14 protein-coding genes are annotated in these 17,744 nt (G+C 43.4%); all 14 read left to right on the top strand.

What is annotated here, in order from left to right; translation table 11 throughout:
• The first annotated feature begins 324 nt into the window (after nucleotides 1-324).
• The 14 genes from ACZ42C_RS11775 to ACZ42C_RS11710 all read left to right on the top strand — a co-directional run bounded on the left by ACZ42C_RS11775 (nucleotide 325) and on the right by ACZ42C_RS11710 (nucleotide 17,730).
• Nucleotides 325-555 carry a DUF1146 family protein gene (locus ACZ42C_RS11775; protein ID WP_461180117.1) on the top strand — a complete coding sequence of 77 codons (231 nt, stop codon included), beginning with the start codon at nucleotides 325-327 and terminating at the stop codon, nucleotides 553-555.
• Between the two features lie 873 nt (nucleotides 556-1,428).
• Complete coding sequence (murA, locus tag ACZ42C_RS11770; protein ID WP_461180118.1) at nucleotides 1,429-2,760, top strand: UDP-N-acetylglucosamine 1-carboxyvinyltransferase; 1,332 nt, start codon at nucleotides 1,429-1,431, stop codon at nucleotides 2,758-2,760.
• 638 nt (nucleotides 2,761-3,398) lie between these two features.
• Nucleotides 3,399-4,223, top strand: coding sequence for a M55 family metallopeptidase (locus tag ACZ42C_RS11765; RefSeq protein WP_461180119.1), 825 nt, complete (start codon nucleotides 3,399-3,401; stop codon nucleotides 4,221-4,223).
• A gap of 116 nt (nucleotides 4,224-4,339) precedes the next feature.
• Nucleotides 4,340-5,272: an ABC transporter permease gene (locus ACZ42C_RS11760; protein ID WP_461180120.1), complete on the top strand. Its 933-nt coding sequence runs from the start codon at nucleotides 4,340-4,342 to the stop codon at nucleotides 5,270-5,272.
• A gap of 1 nt (nucleotide 5,273) precedes the next feature.
• On the top strand, nucleotides 5,274-6,230 hold the full coding sequence (locus ACZ42C_RS11755; protein ID WP_461180121.1) for an ABC transporter permease: 957 nt from the start codon (nucleotides 5,274-5,276) through the stop codon (nucleotides 6,228-6,230).
• Nucleotides 6,231-6,239: 9 nt separating this feature from the next.
• Complete coding sequence (locus tag ACZ42C_RS11750; RefSeq protein ID WP_461180122.1) at nucleotides 6,240-7,244, top strand: ABC transporter ATP-binding protein; 1,005 nt, start codon at nucleotides 6,240-6,242, stop codon at nucleotides 7,242-7,244.
• Nucleotides 7,245-7,261: 17 nt separating this feature from the next.
• A complete protein-coding gene (locus tag ACZ42C_RS11745) occupies nucleotides 7,262-8,941 on the top strand; it encodes a peptide ABC transporter substrate-binding protein (RefSeq protein ID WP_461180123.1) in 1,680 nt (559 codons plus the stop codon).
• A 93-nt stretch (nucleotides 8,942-9,034) separates the two neighbouring features.
• Nucleotides 9,035-9,952 (top strand): S66 peptidase family protein, encoded by a 918-nt coding sequence (locus tag ACZ42C_RS11740; RefSeq protein ID WP_461180124.1) that lies wholly within the window; start codon nucleotides 9,035-9,037, stop codon nucleotides 9,950-9,952.
• 83 nt (nucleotides 9,953-10,035) lie between these two features.
• Nucleotides 10,036-11,127 (top strand): dipeptide epimerase, encoded by a 1,092-nt coding sequence (locus tag ACZ42C_RS11735; protein WP_461180125.1) that lies wholly within the window; start codon nucleotides 10,036-10,038, stop codon nucleotides 11,125-11,127.
• A 97-nt stretch (nucleotides 11,128-11,224) separates the two neighbouring features.
• Nucleotides 11,225-12,166: a C40 family peptidase gene (locus tag ACZ42C_RS11730; protein WP_461180126.1), complete on the top strand. Its 942-nt coding sequence runs from the start codon at nucleotides 11,225-11,227 to the stop codon at nucleotides 12,164-12,166.
• 14 nt (nucleotides 12,167-12,180) lie between these two features.
• Nucleotides 12,181-13,197 (top strand): ABC transporter ATP-binding protein, encoded by a 1,017-nt coding sequence (locus tag ACZ42C_RS11725; protein WP_461180127.1) that lies wholly within the window; start codon nucleotides 12,181-12,183, stop codon nucleotides 13,195-13,197.
• Between the two features lie 142 nt (nucleotides 13,198-13,339).
• Nucleotides 13,340-14,527 (top strand): stage II sporulation protein D, encoded by a 1,188-nt coding sequence (spoIID, locus tag ACZ42C_RS11720; RefSeq protein ID WP_461180128.1) that lies wholly within the window; start codon nucleotides 13,340-13,342, stop codon nucleotides 14,525-14,527.
• Nucleotides 14,528-15,471: 944 nt separating this feature from the next.
• Complete coding sequence (locus tag ACZ42C_RS11715) at nucleotides 15,472-16,386, top strand: peptidoglycan DD-metalloendopeptidase family protein (protein ID WP_461180129.1); 915 nt, start codon at nucleotides 15,472-15,474, stop codon at nucleotides 16,384-16,386.
• A gap of 336 nt (nucleotides 16,387-16,722) precedes the next feature.
• On the top strand, nucleotides 16,723-17,730 hold the full coding sequence (locus tag ACZ42C_RS11710) for an AimR family lysis-lysogeny pheromone receptor (protein WP_461180130.1): 1,008 nt from the start codon (nucleotides 16,723-16,725) through the stop codon (nucleotides 17,728-17,730).
• The last annotated feature ends 14 nt before the right edge of the window (nucleotides 17,731-17,744 follow it).

Genomic DNA, 17,744 nt, shown 5'->3' with positions numbered 1-17,744 from the left:
ATACATTAATGTTAAAAAGTGGATATTAAATGAGGTTAATCTGTCTGGTACGTACTGCGAAAGTTGTTGCAACTCGATTACTAATAGAAATCGAACCAAAGAAGCAGCTTTTTCACAGGCGCAAGTAAAAAAGACAAAAATTCAAATATTTGGAATAACACGCCCCGCTGTCGATATTTCCCGGGAAATGAAAATTCATGCTCCATATTAAAATAACGTCATGTTATTTGTTGAATTTGGTAGTGCTTACATCAATAAAATGATTTGACTTCCAGCTTAATACATGGCAAAGTTGCTAATAGCAAGAAATAAAGGTGGCTTTATATGATACCAATAGGACAATTAGCAATCATAAGTATGATATCGCATCTGCTTTTTATCTACATAACATGGAAAGTAATGTTGGGGATAAACTTCGAACCAATCATTCGCAAAGGGCGTACAACAGAAGCGAGGATTTTCTTTCTTTTTATTGCCATCGTAATTGGTACGGGTATCAGCAGATTCGTATTGGAGATCCTGCAATGGTCCAGGGATCTCATGTACTTGTTTTAGGACTGAAGACAAAATTAAAATTATTTAAGAACTGAATGTTTTACACTTAGAATCACTGCTTCGGCAACATAAGGAGACTCCTTAAAATGGTTTGCATTTACTCCCAAAGATGTCATGCTGCCGAAGCACACTACTTGTCTTTAAGGATAGAGGCATCAGCCAGAGCTGGCTCACAATCGGAATGCAGAAACCAGAGAGCAGCGCTGGAGAGGGCTGTCTATTAAAGTATGGCTTCCCCCATTAAGGATATGCTTTTCTCCCAGCCTCTTCCCTTACCCTAACGTTTTCTCCTTCCGACGATTCTTTATATACCTACAAAAAAGATCCAATTCCATCCATAATTCTGACATTTGTGTGAACACAAGAAAAAAAGTTCAATACGCTACCACAAAAAATGATAATCGGTTAAACTAATTATAACCGTGTCAAAATATGCGGGTTTGAGACGAATACTATAGATGATTCATGCATTCAGGCGATTGAAACATCTTAAGTCAAGTGCAAAACGATAAGCTTCTACCGTGTTAAAGAGAGAAAAACAAACCGGATGACGGAGCAAAAAATGTGCTTGTCTGCCAATAGTTAATAATGCTATAATGGATATTGGTTATTTTAAAAAAAGATAACATACAGTTGCAGTAAAAGGAAAAAAAGACAAAAACCGACATTGTTAGGTAAGTTCCATGAATAAAAAAGCTGTTTTCGGGTATATATGACTGTGAAGGGAAATGAAGAAACCGTCCGATATACCCATAAGTAACTGATTCGATGCAGCTATTGATCGAGAGAGAGTTACATACACGATTGGAACACCTATCCTGTTAAATGAATATTAATATAATGTGAAACTGGATCTGAAGGAGACTTGAAAATATGGATAAAATCATCGTGAAAGGCGGACAACAGCTCAAAGGCACCGTCAAAGTAGAGGGTGCTAAAAATGCAGTTTTACCTGTCATTGCAGCAAGCCTGCTTGCAAGTGAAGGGAAGAGCAGGATTACCGATGTACCTGAATTAGCTGATGTATATACAATTAACCAAGTATTACGAAATATGAATGCAGATGTGCATTTTAAAAATAACACCGTTTCTGTAGACGCCTCGGCAAAGCTGCAAACAGAAGCCCCTTTTGAATATGTACGAAAAATGCGGGCATCCGTTTTGGTGTTGGGACCACTGCTGTCACGATACGGACATGCGAAAGTTGCCATGCCTGGAGGATGCGCGATTGGTTCACGACCGATCGACCTGCATTTAAAAGGTTTTGAAGCAATGGGAGCAAAAGTACATGTTGGAAATGGTTTTGTGGAAGCTCATGTTAATGGGCGTCTTCAAGGTGCAAAAATTTATCTGGATATGCCAAGTGTAGGTGCTACCGAAAATATTATGATGGCAGCAGCATTGGCAGAAGGGAGAACCATTCTGGAAAATTGTGCCAAAGAACCGGAAATTGTTGATTTGGCTAACTATTTAAATAAAATGGGTGCCAAAATAGTGGGGGCAGGAACTGAGACCATCCGTATTGATGGGGTTGAAAAGCTAACAGGAACTGAACATGCTATTATACCCGACCGTGTGGAAGCCGGAACATTCATGGTAGCAGCGGCTATTACCGGTGGAAATGTTCTAATTGAAAATGCAGAAAGTGAACATTTACGTTCCGTTATTTCCAAGCTGGAAGAAATGGGCGTCATCATTACGGAAGAGAAAAACGGTGTTCGGGTCATTGGACCTAAGGAATTAAAAGCAACAGACATTAAAACATTGCCTCATCCCGGATTTCCAACCGACATGCAATCTCAGATGATGGCATTAATGTTGACTGCACATGGCACCAGTGTGATTACTGAAACCGTATTTGAAAATCGCTTTATGCATGTAGAGGAATTTCGTCGCATGAATGCCAAGTTAAAAATAGAAGGTCGCAGTGTCATTATGGAAGGTCCGAGTGACCTGCAGGGAGCAGAAGTTGCAGCAACAGATTTACGTGCAGCGGCAGCGCTCATTTTGGCTGGATTACGATCTGATGGTATAACGCGAGTAACCGAATTAAAACATCTTGACCGCGGTTATGTAAATATTACAGGCAAGCTTGCATCTCTTGGAGCGGATATTGAACGCGTAGATGAAAATGGGAATAAGCTTGAGCCTTTTGTACAAGTAGATTATCAACCGACACAGCAAATTGTTGCTGAGCTTTCATAATGAATTCTATATTGCAGGCAAAAAACAGATGGAGATTCTTATCCATCTGTTTTTTGCTGCCTGGAATTATTTTGCAGGAACCTGCATTCACTATGACCTAATAAAAACCACTTGATCCATGGACTTCCGCGTCTGGTTCTCCTGCTGTATATTCAAGTATAGTGGCATCTGGCCTCTCCTTATATTTATGTACAGCCATTCTCCCAGTAAACATAAGGGACATGACCATCCCGTATTTGCCCATTTTTTTCGACCCTCATTTAATAAAATAAATTAATTTTAAAAAAATATGGCGAAAATGAGCAAATCGTCGTATAATATAAATATTCAAATGAAAATAACGTCATTTTTCAAAAAAGTAAAAATATCTTATCATACATTCTTTAGCAATAATCTGCACTATTGTCAGGATGGAAAAGATTGTAAGTATAAAAGCAAAATTTGTTGTCATATTTCTTCATTTTGCGACTTTTCATTCCGTTAATACTGTGGTAATATTGTAAGAAAATTACGCAATCAAATAAACGGATAAGCTTTTTTCCGGTTAATTAGATGCAAAACTATTTAGGTAAACAAGGAAATATCCGGCATCTCTACATACTGATTTTTAAAATTTCCAACATAAAGGAGCTAACTTCATGAAACTTTACATCTCGGTGGATATGGAAGGGATCTCAGGCATGCCCGACTATACATACGTATTGGCAAATGAACATAATTATGAACGAGCCAGAAAAATAATGACTGAGGAAACAAATTACGTGATTGATGCTGCTCACCAATATGGCTGCAAAGAGATTCTTGTGAACGATAGCCACTCAAAAATGAATAATCTGCTTATTGACTGCCTGCATGATGAAGCAGAATTAATTACTGGAGACGTGAAACCGTTTTCGATGGTACAGGGTCTTAATGAAACATATGACGCTGCCATGTTTATCGGCTACCATTCCAGAGCAGGAATGCCCGGCGTCATGTCTCATTCCATGATTCATGCTGTCCGTAATTTTTACATAAACGACCATGTCATTGGAGAGATGGGGTTTAATGCATATGTTGCCGGTCATTTTGGAGTTCCGCTAGTGCTTGTCAGCGGGGATGAACAGGCAGCAAAAGAGGCAAATGAATTAATCCCAGGGATTACTACTGCTATTGTAAAAAAGTCGATCTCCAGGTCATCAGTGAAAAGTCTTACACCAAAAAAAGCTGGTTTACTACTGACGGATAAAGTAAAAGAAGCACTGGAAAATCGGGAAAAGGTCTATCCTTTGGAACCGCCCAAGCATCCGGAACTAAAAATAGAATTTGCAAATTACGGACAGGCGGAATGGGCTCACTTAATGCCGGGAACAGAGATCCTCCCCGGAACCACAACCGTCCGCTACCAGGCAAAGGATATACTGGAAGCTTACCGGGCTATGCTTGTGATGATAGAACTGGCATTGCAAACCAAGTTTTCATAGACATCATGTGTTAGAGATAGATGCCAGGCAGCCTCAACTTGCTGCCTGCAAAATGATTGGCATTCACCATCCTGAGCCGATGGTGAACGCCGGGTTTTCCGGAGGGGGGAATACAAATGCTGCAATACATATTAAAACGCATGCTCATTATGATAGCTACATTATGGATTATCGTTACGTTGACATTTATTCTCATGGTCAGCATTCCGGGCTCGCCTTTTAACAGTGAACGGGCTTCCAATGAAACTGTTCAGGCGAACCTGGAGGCGCATTACAATTTGGATGAACCATACTACGTCCAATATCTGCTCTATATTAAATCAATTGTTACCTTTGATTTTGGCCCATCGATTAAAAAGCCGGATCAATCGGTAAATGATCTGCTCGGGAGAGGTTTTCCCATCTCAGCAGAGCTGGGTATTATAACAGTCGTAGTCGCATTAATTTCAGGGGTGGCCCTTGGTGTTTTTGCCGCCCTGAGGCATAACGGCATTATCGACTATATGGCAATGGGTTTTGCCGTTCTTGGTATATCCATACCGAACTTTATTCTTGCGACCCTGCTCATTCAGCAGCTTGCGGTAAACCTGTCCATCTTTCCGGTCGCAACCTGGTCAAGTCCGGCCCATATGGTGCTGCCGACACTGGCATTGGCGACCGGTCCGATGGCGATTATTGCCAGATTGACGAGATCGACGATGCTGGAAGTGCTGACGCAGGACTATATTAAAATGGCCAGGGCAAAAGGGCTTGCCCCGTGGAAGGTTGTCATCAAGCATGCACTCAGAAATGCATTAATGCCGGTGGTAACTATTATGGGTACACTGCTGGCAGGGATTTTAACCGGAACATTTGTCATTGAAGAAATCTTTGCCATTCCCGGAATGGGTAAATACTTTGTGGAAAGCATTAATCAGCGGGATTATCCGGTCATTATGGGGACAACAGTATTTTACAGTGCCTTTCTGATTATTATGCTGTTCCTGGTGGATATCGCTTATGGCATATTGGATCCGCGAATTAAGGCGAGCAGAAAGGGAGGCGAGTAACATGGAGACGAACAAAACGAATGGCCTTCCTTCCAGTCCTTCCCAAGTTCCGGATGACTGGTTCAGTTGGAAAAGAAAGGACAAAGATGCTGCCGAGGCGGTTTCCAGACCATCCCTGTCCTATTGGCAGGATGCCTGGAAGCGGCTCGTGAAAAATAAAATGGCCATGGTCGGGTTGGTATTCTTGGTCCTGCTCATTTTCATGGCCATATTTGGACCGATGCTCTCCCCTTATGATGTGAATAAACAGGAACTATCCAATCAGTACCAGGCCCCGTCTGCGGAACATTGGTTTGGCACGGATAATCTGGGGAGAGACGTGTTTACCCGTACGTGGCACGGAGCAAGAATTTCCTTGTTTGTCGGCTTTATGGCAGCGTTAATTGATGTCTCCATCGGGATTATTTACGGTGGGGTAGCCGGCTATAAAGGCGGCCGTGCAGATGGCATCATGATGCGTATTATCGAGATTCTTTACGGACTTCCGTACTTGCTTGTTGTCATCTTGCTGCTTGTTGTACTTGGACCGAGCCTGACGACAATTATTATTGCACTGTCGGTCACCGGCTGGGTTGGGATGGCGCGAATTGTGCGGGGACAGGTCATGCAGATTAAGAATTATGAATTTGTCCTCGCTTCTCAATCTTTTGGTACAAAGACATCCAGGATTATCAGGAAAAACCTGCTGCCGAACACGATGGGGCCAATTATCGTGCAAATGACCCTGACAGTTCCCACAGCGATATTTGCAGAAGCATTTTTAAGCTTCATCGGTCTTGGTATACAAGCGCCATATGCCAGCTGGGGTGTCATGGCAAACGACTCCCTCGGAGCGATTTTGTCAGGGAACTGGTGGACATTATTCTTCCCGGCATTCTTTATCTCCTTTACGATGTTTGCATTCAACGTATTGGGGGACGGACTGCAGGATGCCCTGGATCCGAAGTTAAGGAAGTAGGTGAGGAAATTGGAAAAACTTTTGGAAGTAAAAGACTTGCATGTCACATTTAAAACATATGGCGGGACTGTTCAAGCGGTCCGGGGAGTTGGTTTTTCCCTGGATAAAGGAGAGACACTGGCCATCGTCGGCGAGTCCGGCTGCGGTAAAAGTGTAACTGTGAATGCCGTTATGCGGCTCATTCCGAACCCGCCCGGCAAAATTTCCAACGGTACGATTTTATTTAAAGGACAGGACATAACGAAGAAATCGGAAAAGGAAATGCGCGCGATTCGCGGCGTGGATATATCAATGATTTTTCAGGACCCGATGACGGCGTTAAACCCGACATTAACGATTGGCACACAATTGATGGAAGGGCTCCGTCAGCATCAGAATATCAGTGGTAATGCCGCCAAAGAAAAGGCGTTGGAAATGATGGATTTGGTAGGAATACCCAATCCCGAAGAACGGCTGAAGCAATATCCGCACCAATTCAGCGGCGGAATGCGCCAACGGATTGTAATTGCTATTGCGTTAATCTGCGAGCCTGAGCTGCTCATTGCCGATGAGCCGACGACAGCGCTCGATGTAACCATACAGGCACAGATTCTGGAGCTTTTTGAAAAAATTCAGGAAGCGACAGGAGTTACTATCATATTAATTACACATGATTTGGGGGTGGTTGCAAAAATCGCTGATCGTATTGCTGTTATGTATGCAGGGAAGATCATCGAAACAGGAACAAAACGGGAGATCTTTTATAAACAGGAGCATCCCTATACACAAGGTTTATTGAAATCCGTTCCCCGGCTTGATTTGAAAGGGGAGAAATTAATTCCGATAGGAGGAACACCACCGGATTTATTCTCACCTCCACAAGGGTGTCCGTTTACAGCGAGATGTCCTTTTGCCATGGAGGTGTGTGATAAAGTTTATCCCGCAAGTACTGCTTTAAGCGATTCACACAGTGTGGATTGCTGGCTGCAGGATGAGCGGGCAAAAAAACTGCTGGCTGCTACAGCCGCAAAATAATTAAAGGGGGCTTTAAGATGAAGAAGTTTTTACTAGTTTTGTTTGCCTTATTTGTGGCACTGGTACTTGCTGCTTGTACGGCGAATGAAGATGCCGGCCAGGAACCGGATGATACCGGAGATGCCGATGCGGCAGAGGAAACCGATGATGGTAATGAGGATGCCGATGCTGCAGAAACGGACAGCGGAGGGGAGAAAATATTGCGCCTGAACAATGGCACAGAACCTTCCTCACTTGATCCGTCCATTGGATTTGACGCAGTTTCATGGGATCCATTAAACAACCTGATGGAAGGTTTGACCCGCCTTGCTGAAGATCATACCGCCCAGGAAGGGGTGGCAGAAAGCTGGGATATTTCCGATGATGGCTTAACGTATACCTTCCACATCCGGGAAGAGGCAAACTGGTCCAATGGAGATCCGGTAACAGCTGCAGATTTCGAATTTGCATGGAAGTATATGCTTGATCCCGAAACAGCTTCCCCGGCAGCATTTCTTGCTTACTTTATCGAAGGAGCAGAGGAATACAATAATGGAGAAGGTTCAGCTGATGACGTCCAAGTAACAGCAGTGGATGATAAAACATTGGAAGTTGTACTGCATTCACCAACAGGGTTTTTCCTGGATTTACTGACAAATCCGGCATTCTTCCCGATTAACCACCAGGTAGCAGAAGAGAATCCTTCCTGGCATGCAGAAGCAGATACCTTTGTTGCCAACGGGCCTTTTGACCTTGAGGCATGGGAGCATGACAGCGAATTGGTCATGGTGAAAAATGAAGAATACTGGGATGCAGATGCGGTGAATCTGGATGGCGTACACTTTGCCATGGTAAATGATACAAATACACAGTATCAAATGTTTGAAAGTGGAGATTTGCACACGGCAAGCATTCCGCCGGAGCTTTCCGACCAGCTGATCGATGACGATAACGTATTTATTGGTGATTACGGCGGCCTGGAATTTTTCCGTTTTAACATTACGGAAGAACCTTTCCAGAATAAGAAAATCAGACAGGCGTTTGCCCACGCGGTAAACCGGGCTGATATTGCTGAATACGTTGTTAAAAATGGCGTAGAGCCTGCCTATGGATTTGTCTCTCCAGGCTTTACCGCACCAGACGGTTCCGATTTCCGAGATGAAAATGGAGACCTTGTCTCTTATGATCCGGAACTTGCACAGCAGCTGCTTGAAGAAGGTATGGAAGAAGAAGGCTATGACGAACTTCCTGACATCGTTATTTCCTATAACACAAGTGACCTGAACCAGGAAGTGGCGGAAGCAATGCAGAGCATGCTCTCCGAAACACTTGGTGTGGAAGCAACGCTGGAAAATACGGAGTGGAATGTTTTTGCTGAATCACAGCAAAACCTGGAACTTCAGTTTTCCCGAAGTTCATTTATTAATGACTACAATGACCCGGTAAACTTCCTGGAAAGCTTCATCACGGATTCCTATATGAACCGTACCGGTTTCTCCAGCGAAGAATATGATGAGCTGATTGAAAAAGGAAAAGCAGAAACCGATGAAGAACAGCGATGGGAATACCTGTATGAAGCAGAAAGATTGTTGGCAGATGAAATGATTGCCATGCCAATCCGTTACTACAACACAGTCGTGCTGGAATCGGAGGAAATATCAGGCATTCTGCGTCATCCGGTAGGCTATTTTGATTTAAAATATGCTGATTTGGAGTAATAGGCATAAGAACATGTTCAAGTGTATAAAAAATGGAGAAAGGCCCATCTTCCTGCATGGGCCGCTCCTTTTTTACAGAAAGGAGAAAGCTGCATGATCTTACCTGAACGACTGAAAAAAGGGGATACGATCGGCATCATCGCTCCATCCGGACCGATAGACACGGATAAACTGAAAAAAGCTGTTCCATTCTTTGAGGAGATGGGGCTGCATGTAAAGCTGGGAAAATATATTTCCCATGTCAACGGCTATCTTGCCGGAACAGATGAAGAACGCCTGACTGATTTACATGCGATGCTGGCAGATGACACAGTAAAAGCAATTATTTTTGCCCGGGGCGGTTACGGTGCTGGACGCATTGTTTCATCCATTGATTATTCATTAGTGAAAAATAACCCGAAAATTATTTGGGGATATAGTGATATTACCTATTTACATACAGCAATCAGGCAAAAGGCAGGCCTCATCACATTTCACGGTCCCATGGCGGTTTCCGATGTAGCAAAGGACGATTTTGATGAACTATCCGCAAAGCTTTTCAAGCAGCTGTTTCAGCCTGCTGATCTTATCTACACGGAAAAAATCTCCCCGATTGATGTACTCGTATCCGGCGAAAGTGAAGGGGAACTCATTGGAGGAAACCTGTCACTCATTGCCAGTACGATCGGCACCCCTTTTGAAATAGATACAAAGGATAAGTTGTTGTTATTGGAGGATATCGGCGAAGAACCATACCGGATCGACAGCATGCTGAACCAACTGAAATTGGCGGGAAAACTGGAAGCAGCAGCAGGGGTGATCCTCGGCGATTTTGCCGAAACAGAATCCGACTTAAAAACAACCCTTTCCGTCTCCGAAGTGTTTTCCGATTACTTTGGGGGTCTCAATTGTCCGGTGATGTCCGGCTTTAAAATTGGCCATTGCTTTCCGCATTTCTCCGTCCCGCTCGGAACCAAAGCAGTAATGTCAACAAAGGAAAAAACATTAAAGATAGCTCCCGGTGTAAAATAGTCTGCCCGATTATAGCGGTGGAGTACGTGGGGCTATCCAAATAAAATAAATAATTGTTACCGGTAAATTGGAGGACGATCGTCGTGAATATACAATCAATCGAAACATATAATATGCAAATCCCGCTGCACACGCCATTTAAAACAGCACTGCGCACGGTGACCGTGGCAGAAACGATTGTCGTAAAAATAGCTGCCGACAATGGTATTACCGGCTGGGGGGAAGCACCGCCGACCCATGTGATCACAGGGGACAGTCTGGCGAGTATAGAATACGCTGTCCAGGAAATTCTAAAGCCGGTATTGCTTGGTGAATCATTACACCACCCCGAGCAGATATTTGAAAAAATACATACTAGTTTAGTAGGCAATACAAGTGCCAAAGCAGCCGTGGATATGGCGGTGTATGATTGTATTGCCCAAGAAGCAAATATGCCGCTCGTGCAATTTCTCGGCGGCTATAGTGAAGCAATCGAAACAGATTACACCGTCAGTGTCAACAGTCCGGAGCAGATGGCAGCTGATGCGCTGGATTATAAAAATAATGGGTTTGATGTTTTGAAGATTAAGGTCGGTAAAGACGATATAAATAAGGATATTGCCCGGATTCAGTCCATTCGCGAGCGTGCAGGAAAAGAAGTCATCATCCGGCTGGATGCAAATCAGGGGTGGGAAAGAAAAGAAGCAGTTAAAGCCATCCGGAAAATGGAAGATCTCGGATTAAATATCGAGCTCATTGAACAACCGGTGAAAAGACATGATATTGCCGGATTAAAATATGTTACAGATCATACGGATACACCAATCATGGCTGATGAAAGTGTTTTTTCTCCTTTGGATGCCAGACACGTTCTGGAACAGGAAGCAGCAGATCTTATTAATATTAAATTAATGAAAGCAGGAGGTATTCACGAGGCGATGAAGATCGCCAGCCTGGCCGAGGTATATGGCGTGGAGTGTATGGTCGGAAGCATGATTGAAACAAAACTTGGCATCACAGCAGCCGCCCATTTTGCAGCAAGCCGCCCCAATGTAACAAGGTATGATTTTGATGCCCCCTTAATGCTGACGGGTAACTCGATCGAAGGCGGGATCAGTTACAGTAAGAATAAAATATCATGGGGAACCGAAGCAGGACTGGGAGTACAGAAGTTGAATAAGGATTTTATCGTTTAATACATGGGGAAAATGACATTGGCTGTATCTGGTTTTAAGCAAATAAGTAATTTTATTTTAAGATAAAAGATTTCAGTTACGGAAAGGAGCTTCTGAAATGACTAAACAAACGTTTAACCAATTCCCGGAAGACATGTGGGTTACCGCTGTCCAGGTTGCCACTGTCTGGACGGAACCGGAATCGGCAAGGGAGATTGACCGCTCGGGTACAACAAACCCGACCAATATAGAAGCGTGGATTGACGGATTATCCTATGAAATGAATTTGGCGTTATGCACAGAGAACCGCGTCCAGTCCCAGCTGTTATTCGGCGAAGCGGTGCTTGTAACGGAAACAAAGGGCGACTGGGCACATGTCGTTATTCCTTCCCAGCCTTCCAAAAAAGATGAGCGTGGCTATCCCGGCTGGGTGCCATTAAACCAGCTGAAGCAAGTAAAAAAATCAGCCTGGAAGAAAGAACAAACAGCAGCAGTAATTACGGATAAAGCATGGCTGGAAAATGAAGAAAAAGAATCTGTTATGAAACTCAGCTATATGACATTATTGCCGGTAGCAAATATCAGCCATGACCGGGTAGAAGTAGTGACTCCGCTCGGTAATCATTATTTGCCAAAGGACACGGTGGAAGTTTTCCACTCTGAAGAAGGTTTAAGAAAAGGCGATGGAGCAGATATTGTAAAAGCAGGTGAGCCCTTTCTTTCCCTTGATTATTTTTGGGGCGGCATGAGTTCATTCGGCTATGACTGTTCGGGACTTTCCTATGCCATGCATAAAGCAAATGGATACAAGATTGCCAGAGATGCAGGAGATCAGGCAGAAGCAGGAAAAAAAGTGGCCTTTGACGAATTAGAGCAGGGGGATTTGCTTTTCTTTGCCTATGAAGAAGGGAAAGGCAGGCTGCATCATGTAGGTATTTATTATGGAGACGGGAAAATGCTTCATTCCCCCCAAACCGGAAAAGGCATTGAAATCATCGAACTGAAAGATACCATATACGAAAAAGAACTCTGTGCAGCCAGAAGATACTGGGAGCAATAAAGGGGAGAATAATCATGCAGGAGAAAATATTGCAGGTCAGGAATTTAAAAAAACATTTTGTAATGGGGAAAGGTCAGATTCTTCAGGCTGTCCATGATGTCACCTTTCATGTAAATAAGGGGGAAACATTTGGCCTGGTTGGAGAGTCGGGATGCGGGAAGTCAACGATCGGCCGTACTATTCTCGGCCTTTATGACAAAACAGACGGTTCCGTGCTCTATGATGGCAAAGATATTCACGCACTGAATGAAAAAGAACGATTTGATTACTACCGCAGCATGCAAATGATTTTTCAGGACCCTTATGCCTCATTGAACCCGCGGTCGACTGTCAAGGAAGTCATTTCTGAGCCGATGGAAGTTCATGGATTATATAAAAACAAAACAGACCAATTGGACAGAGTCTATCAATTATTGGAAGAGGTCGGTCTGAACAGGGACCACGCCAACCGTTATCCTCATGAGTTCAGCGGGGGCCAGCGTCAGCGCATCGGTATTGCCCGGGCATTGGCATTGGATCCGGATTTCATTATCGCCGACGAACCGATTTCAGCGTTGGATGTTTCCGTGCAGGCACAGGTGGTTAATTTGCTGAAGGATCTGCAGCAGGAGAAAGGATTGACTTTCCTGTTTATTGCCCATGATTTGTCCATGGTCAAACAGATTTCCGACCGGATTGGTGTCATGTATTTGGGCAACCTGGTGGAATTGACGACGAGCGGCCAGTTGTATGATAACCCGCTCCATCCGTATACGCAGGCACTGCTGTCTGCCATTCCGATCCCAGACCCGGATATAGAAGAAAGCAGGGAACGAATTATTTTGGAAGGCGACTTGCCAAGCCCGATTAACCCGCCAAGCGGATGTGTCTTCCGGACCCGCTGCCCGTTTGCAATGGAAGTATGTTCCATCAAAAAACCGGTATGGCAGGAAGTGGAACAGGATCACTACGTAGCCTGCCATCTATATGACGACACCCTGGAAGACCAGGAAAAAGCAAAAACACAGCCAAACCCGGAAGTACTTGTCTGAAGACGAAACAGCGGGAAGGTTCTCCTATTACACTGCAACAGGAGAACCTTCCCGCTGTTGCAATTTCTTGTTCTATTACTATCTTTGTATGTATATAGTTAATAGTAGGAATGCTAGATTATTATCCGAAAAGGGGGCCAAGATGAGTAAACAAAGATTTTCATACAATCCAGCAAAGAAAAAGAAAACCGATGTATTAAAAAAGATTAAAGCAAAACAGCAGGCTGCGACAAAAAAGGTAACTCCTGCTGAAAAAATGGCATCGATCACAAAAAAGAAGCCCATCAGGAGATTCAACAAACGGAATATGTTAAGTAAACGAAATATGAATTGGAAAATTCCGTCCATCTTTTTGGTAACCACGCTCATGGTAATTATTCTGGTGATCCCGACCTTAATTGTAATCCCTTTTAGTTCAGAAGAGCAGCATGAAGCGGCTTCCGTGGAAACGAAAGCCGAACCGGCCGTGGAACTGGCTTCATCCCCTGTTTCCGTTTCCGTCATGCGTCAAGCATATAATGAAGTGGAGAATGTGGATCTGGAAGAATATGTTGTACGGGTAGTAGCTTCGGAAATGCCGGCAGAGTTCGAAAAAGAAGCGTTAAAAGCACAGGCGCTGGCAGCAAGAACCTATATTATAAATCATAAAATGTACAACGATGAAACGGAAGAGTATGATGTAACCGATACCGTCACGCATCAGGTGTATAAAGATGATTATGAACTTCAGACACAGTGGGGAAGCGACTATGAGTGGAAAATCAATAAAATTAAAGAAGCAGTAAATGAAACCCGGGGCGAAATTCTGACATATCAAGATGCACCGATTACTCCTGCGTTTTTCTCAACAAGCAATGGCTACACGGAAAACTCCGAGGATTACTGGGAGAATGAATTGCCTTATTTACGAAGTGTGGAAAGCCATTGGGATGAGGATTCACCAAAATTCATGGATCAAAAAACATTTTCCGTTGAACAGATCGAGGAAGCATTGGGAATTGACCTTCCATATAACGAATCATTTCATATTGAAGTATCCCGTACAGACAGTGAACGGGTGGACCAATTGGTGTTACATGGGAACGAAATATCCGGCAGAGAGGTAAGAGAGAAACTGGAACTGCAATCGAGTGACTTTTCTATTAAACAAAGAGACAATCATTTAATTTTCACGACCAAAGGCTACGGCCATGGCATCGGTATGAGTCAGTACGGTGCAAATGGCATGGCGGAAGAAGGGAGCAGCTACGAGGATATCGTGTATTATTATTATCAGGATGTTGAAATAAGCTCACTGAGCGATGCTGTTCCGGCCCTCGTTAGTAAATAACGGGGGTTTTTTCTTGTTTTGCAAAGGGATCTGGGGACGTTGGTGCGTCGATATCGCAAAGGGTCAGCAGAAGATGGTGAAAGCGGTTAGAAAAACTAATGCTGGTGTATGGGCATATTCTTCTGAATTATGAGTGATTTTTAAGGTGTTTGAGAATTTTACTGTGTTATGAGCGAATTCCCAGTTTTATGAGCGCCTTCCCGGAAGTATGAGCGGATCCTGAGTTTTATGAGCGCTTTTTCGAAAGTATGAGCGAATTCCCGGGTTTATGAGCGCTTTTCGGAAATATGAGCGAATTCCCGGGTTTATGAGCGCTTTTTCGGAAATATGAGCGGGTTCCCGTGTTTATGGGCGCTTTTTCGGAAGTATGAGCGGATCCTGAGTTTTATGAGCGCATTCCCGGAAGTATGAGCGTATTACCGAGTTTATGAGCGCTTTTTCGGAAGTATGAGCGAATTCCCGGGTTTATGAGCGCTTTTTCGGAAATATGAGCGGATCCCGATTTTTAATAGCGCATTCCCGGAAGTATGAGCGAATCCTGAGTTTTATGAGCGCTTTTTCGGAAGTATGAGCGGATCCCGATTTTTATGAGCGCATTCCCGGAAGTATGAGCGAATTCCCGGGTTTATGAGCGCTTTTTCGGAAGTATGAGCGGATCCTGAGTTTTATGAGCGCATTCCCGGAAGTATGAGCGGATCCTAAATTTTATGAGCGCTTTCCCGGAAATATAAGTGTCTCCCAGTATTATGAGCCCTATCCCAGTCATAAGAGCCCTCACCCTCCAGATAATGAGCACATTCCAGTCAACCGATCATCCCCCCACAACGAATAACTGGTTAATTTACCCTGATTCGCCCAAAAAATACATAAATTCAAGAAATTTTTATGCATTGATGTATAGATTTTCCTTTTTCTGATCAGAATGGTTGTTGAGGTGATAACATATGAAAGAGGAAAACAATGGCGCTTCAAAAAATAAGTGGAGACGCATTTTCCGGAAGAAATGGTTTTTCCCGGCACTTTATTTAACCATTGCAGCTGTTCTGTTAACGACAGTAATCTGGTATCAAAACCTGGATAATCAGATTCCTGAGGTGGAGCAGGATGGGCAGGAAGTGGAAACGGATGATTTTACTCCGACACCAAATGAAGAAGAAGCTCAGCCTGTAGTTGACCAGCAGGAGATTATTCAAATGCCTGTGTCAGATCAAGAGCAAGCAGAAATCGTAACTAAATTCTATGATTACAACGCAGATCAGGAGGATCAGGAAAGCGCACTGGTTCTTTATAACAACCGCTACTATCAAAGTACAGGTGTGGGAATTGCTACCCCAGAAGGTGAAACATTCGATGTTATTGCAGCATTGAGCGGAACAGTCACAGAAGTCAAGGAAGACCCGCTCTTGGGAAATGTGGTCATCATGTCGCATGAGGACGAAGTAATGACCTATTATGCTGCATTGGAAGATGTGCAAGTATCAGCAGGTGACACTGTAAACCAAGGTGAACAGATTGCTTCAGCCGGGAACAATCTATTTGGCAAGGACGATGGAACCCATGTGTATTTTGAGTTGAGAAAAGATGGCGAGGAAGTGAACCCGGAAGAATTCTTCGGACAGCCTGTCAGCAGCCTGAGCAGCTTGACAGAAGAAGCAACTGAAGAAACGGAATCCACGGGAGAAGCGGAAAATTCCGGCATGCCGGAAGACGATGCAACAGAAGATGAGCAGACCGGGACTTCGCCCAGTGAAGATGAAGATGGTGAACCTGAGGATGAAGTGACGGATCCGATTCAAGATCCCGTAGAAGATGAAATCACAGACCCATCTGAGGAAGAAACGGACACAGAAAATGAATAAATGATTAGCACAAAAGAGTGCCCTCATCAAATATTTGATGGGGGCCATTTTCATGAACTGTTTTCTTCATTTTCAGTAATAAATGTGACCAATGCAGCAGATGGTGACCTTCTTTTGCTGCTTTTCTCCACCGTAACTTATTCTTCAAACGCCAAACATAGACAGGCGCGTAATTTGTCGAACGATTTTCCTAGAAATTAGGTAAAATTGTGATAAAATAGTCAATAAGAAAAAATAAATGCTGAATCATGACGAATTAAAGTTTGCCAATAAACCAAACACCTAAGAATCTCACTGCTTGTGTACATGTATATTTTATGAAAGGAGTCCGCCTTTATGCACTTGCCGACAACAATCCTGGCGAACAAGGATGAGTTAACGTTGGAAGAACTCATGGAAATCCTTCTGCAGGAACATGATAATGAGACGGTAACGGAAATGGTAAAAAAATATTGCATGCAATCCGGATCATTGGATATACAGAAAAAAAGCATGGAATTCTTGTATATGCACGGATATTACAAGGAACTGCAGCAGCTGGTCAATAAAAATAAAGAATCTGATCATGCATCGAATCAGTTATGGGCAAAAGTGTATCAGATTAACATAGACCGAAGATTTGGCTCATGTACACCGAATGAATCCCTTAAGCAGATTAGACAGGTTCGCACCAGTGAGGCTGAATTGAAATGTATCGTTGAATTTACGAGAGTCACGATTTATTATGACCTGAATCAATTCAGCAAAATAGGCAACTTTTTGGATATTCAGCATGAGCTATTCGGTGCAGTAAGGGACAAATTATTGTTGTCCTACTTTAAAATACGGCTGAATCAAATATTAATGACCTACTATTTAATGCGAAATGAAATTATTATGGCAAGAAAATATGGATATCGCGTATTGAACCATTCCTTCAGTCCGAGAACCAAGGCAAGTACGCATGTAAGGTTAGGGCTGTCCTATACCTTTGATACGTATTTTCAGGCTATGCATCACATCCAGCAGGCACTGCAAATAGCCAAAAAACATAATCTGCACAATGCTGTCCGGCTCATTGAAGGTAATACCATTCCATTTCTGTCCGCGCATTTTAATAAACCGGATGGAATTACCGCCAAGGATCAAAGTGAACAGGCCCATCTCGAAATTGCCAGAGGAAATAATGAAAAAGCCATTGAAATCCTGAGTGAACTTTCACTCGACAGCCCTTTCGTCCTGTATTATCTGGGAAAGGCCAAGCGGGATAAAGATCTTCTTCTCCAGTCTTACAGCTACTTCATAGAAAAAAGAAGTGACTACTTCTTCAGCAGATTGCCGCTTAATATTTTACGAAATATGTAGCGAAAATCCCTATT

This window comes from Virgibacillus kimchii (assembly GCF_055379185.1).
Note: the sequence above shows the minus strand (reverse complement) of the source record. Positions and strands in the feature narration are given on the sequence as shown.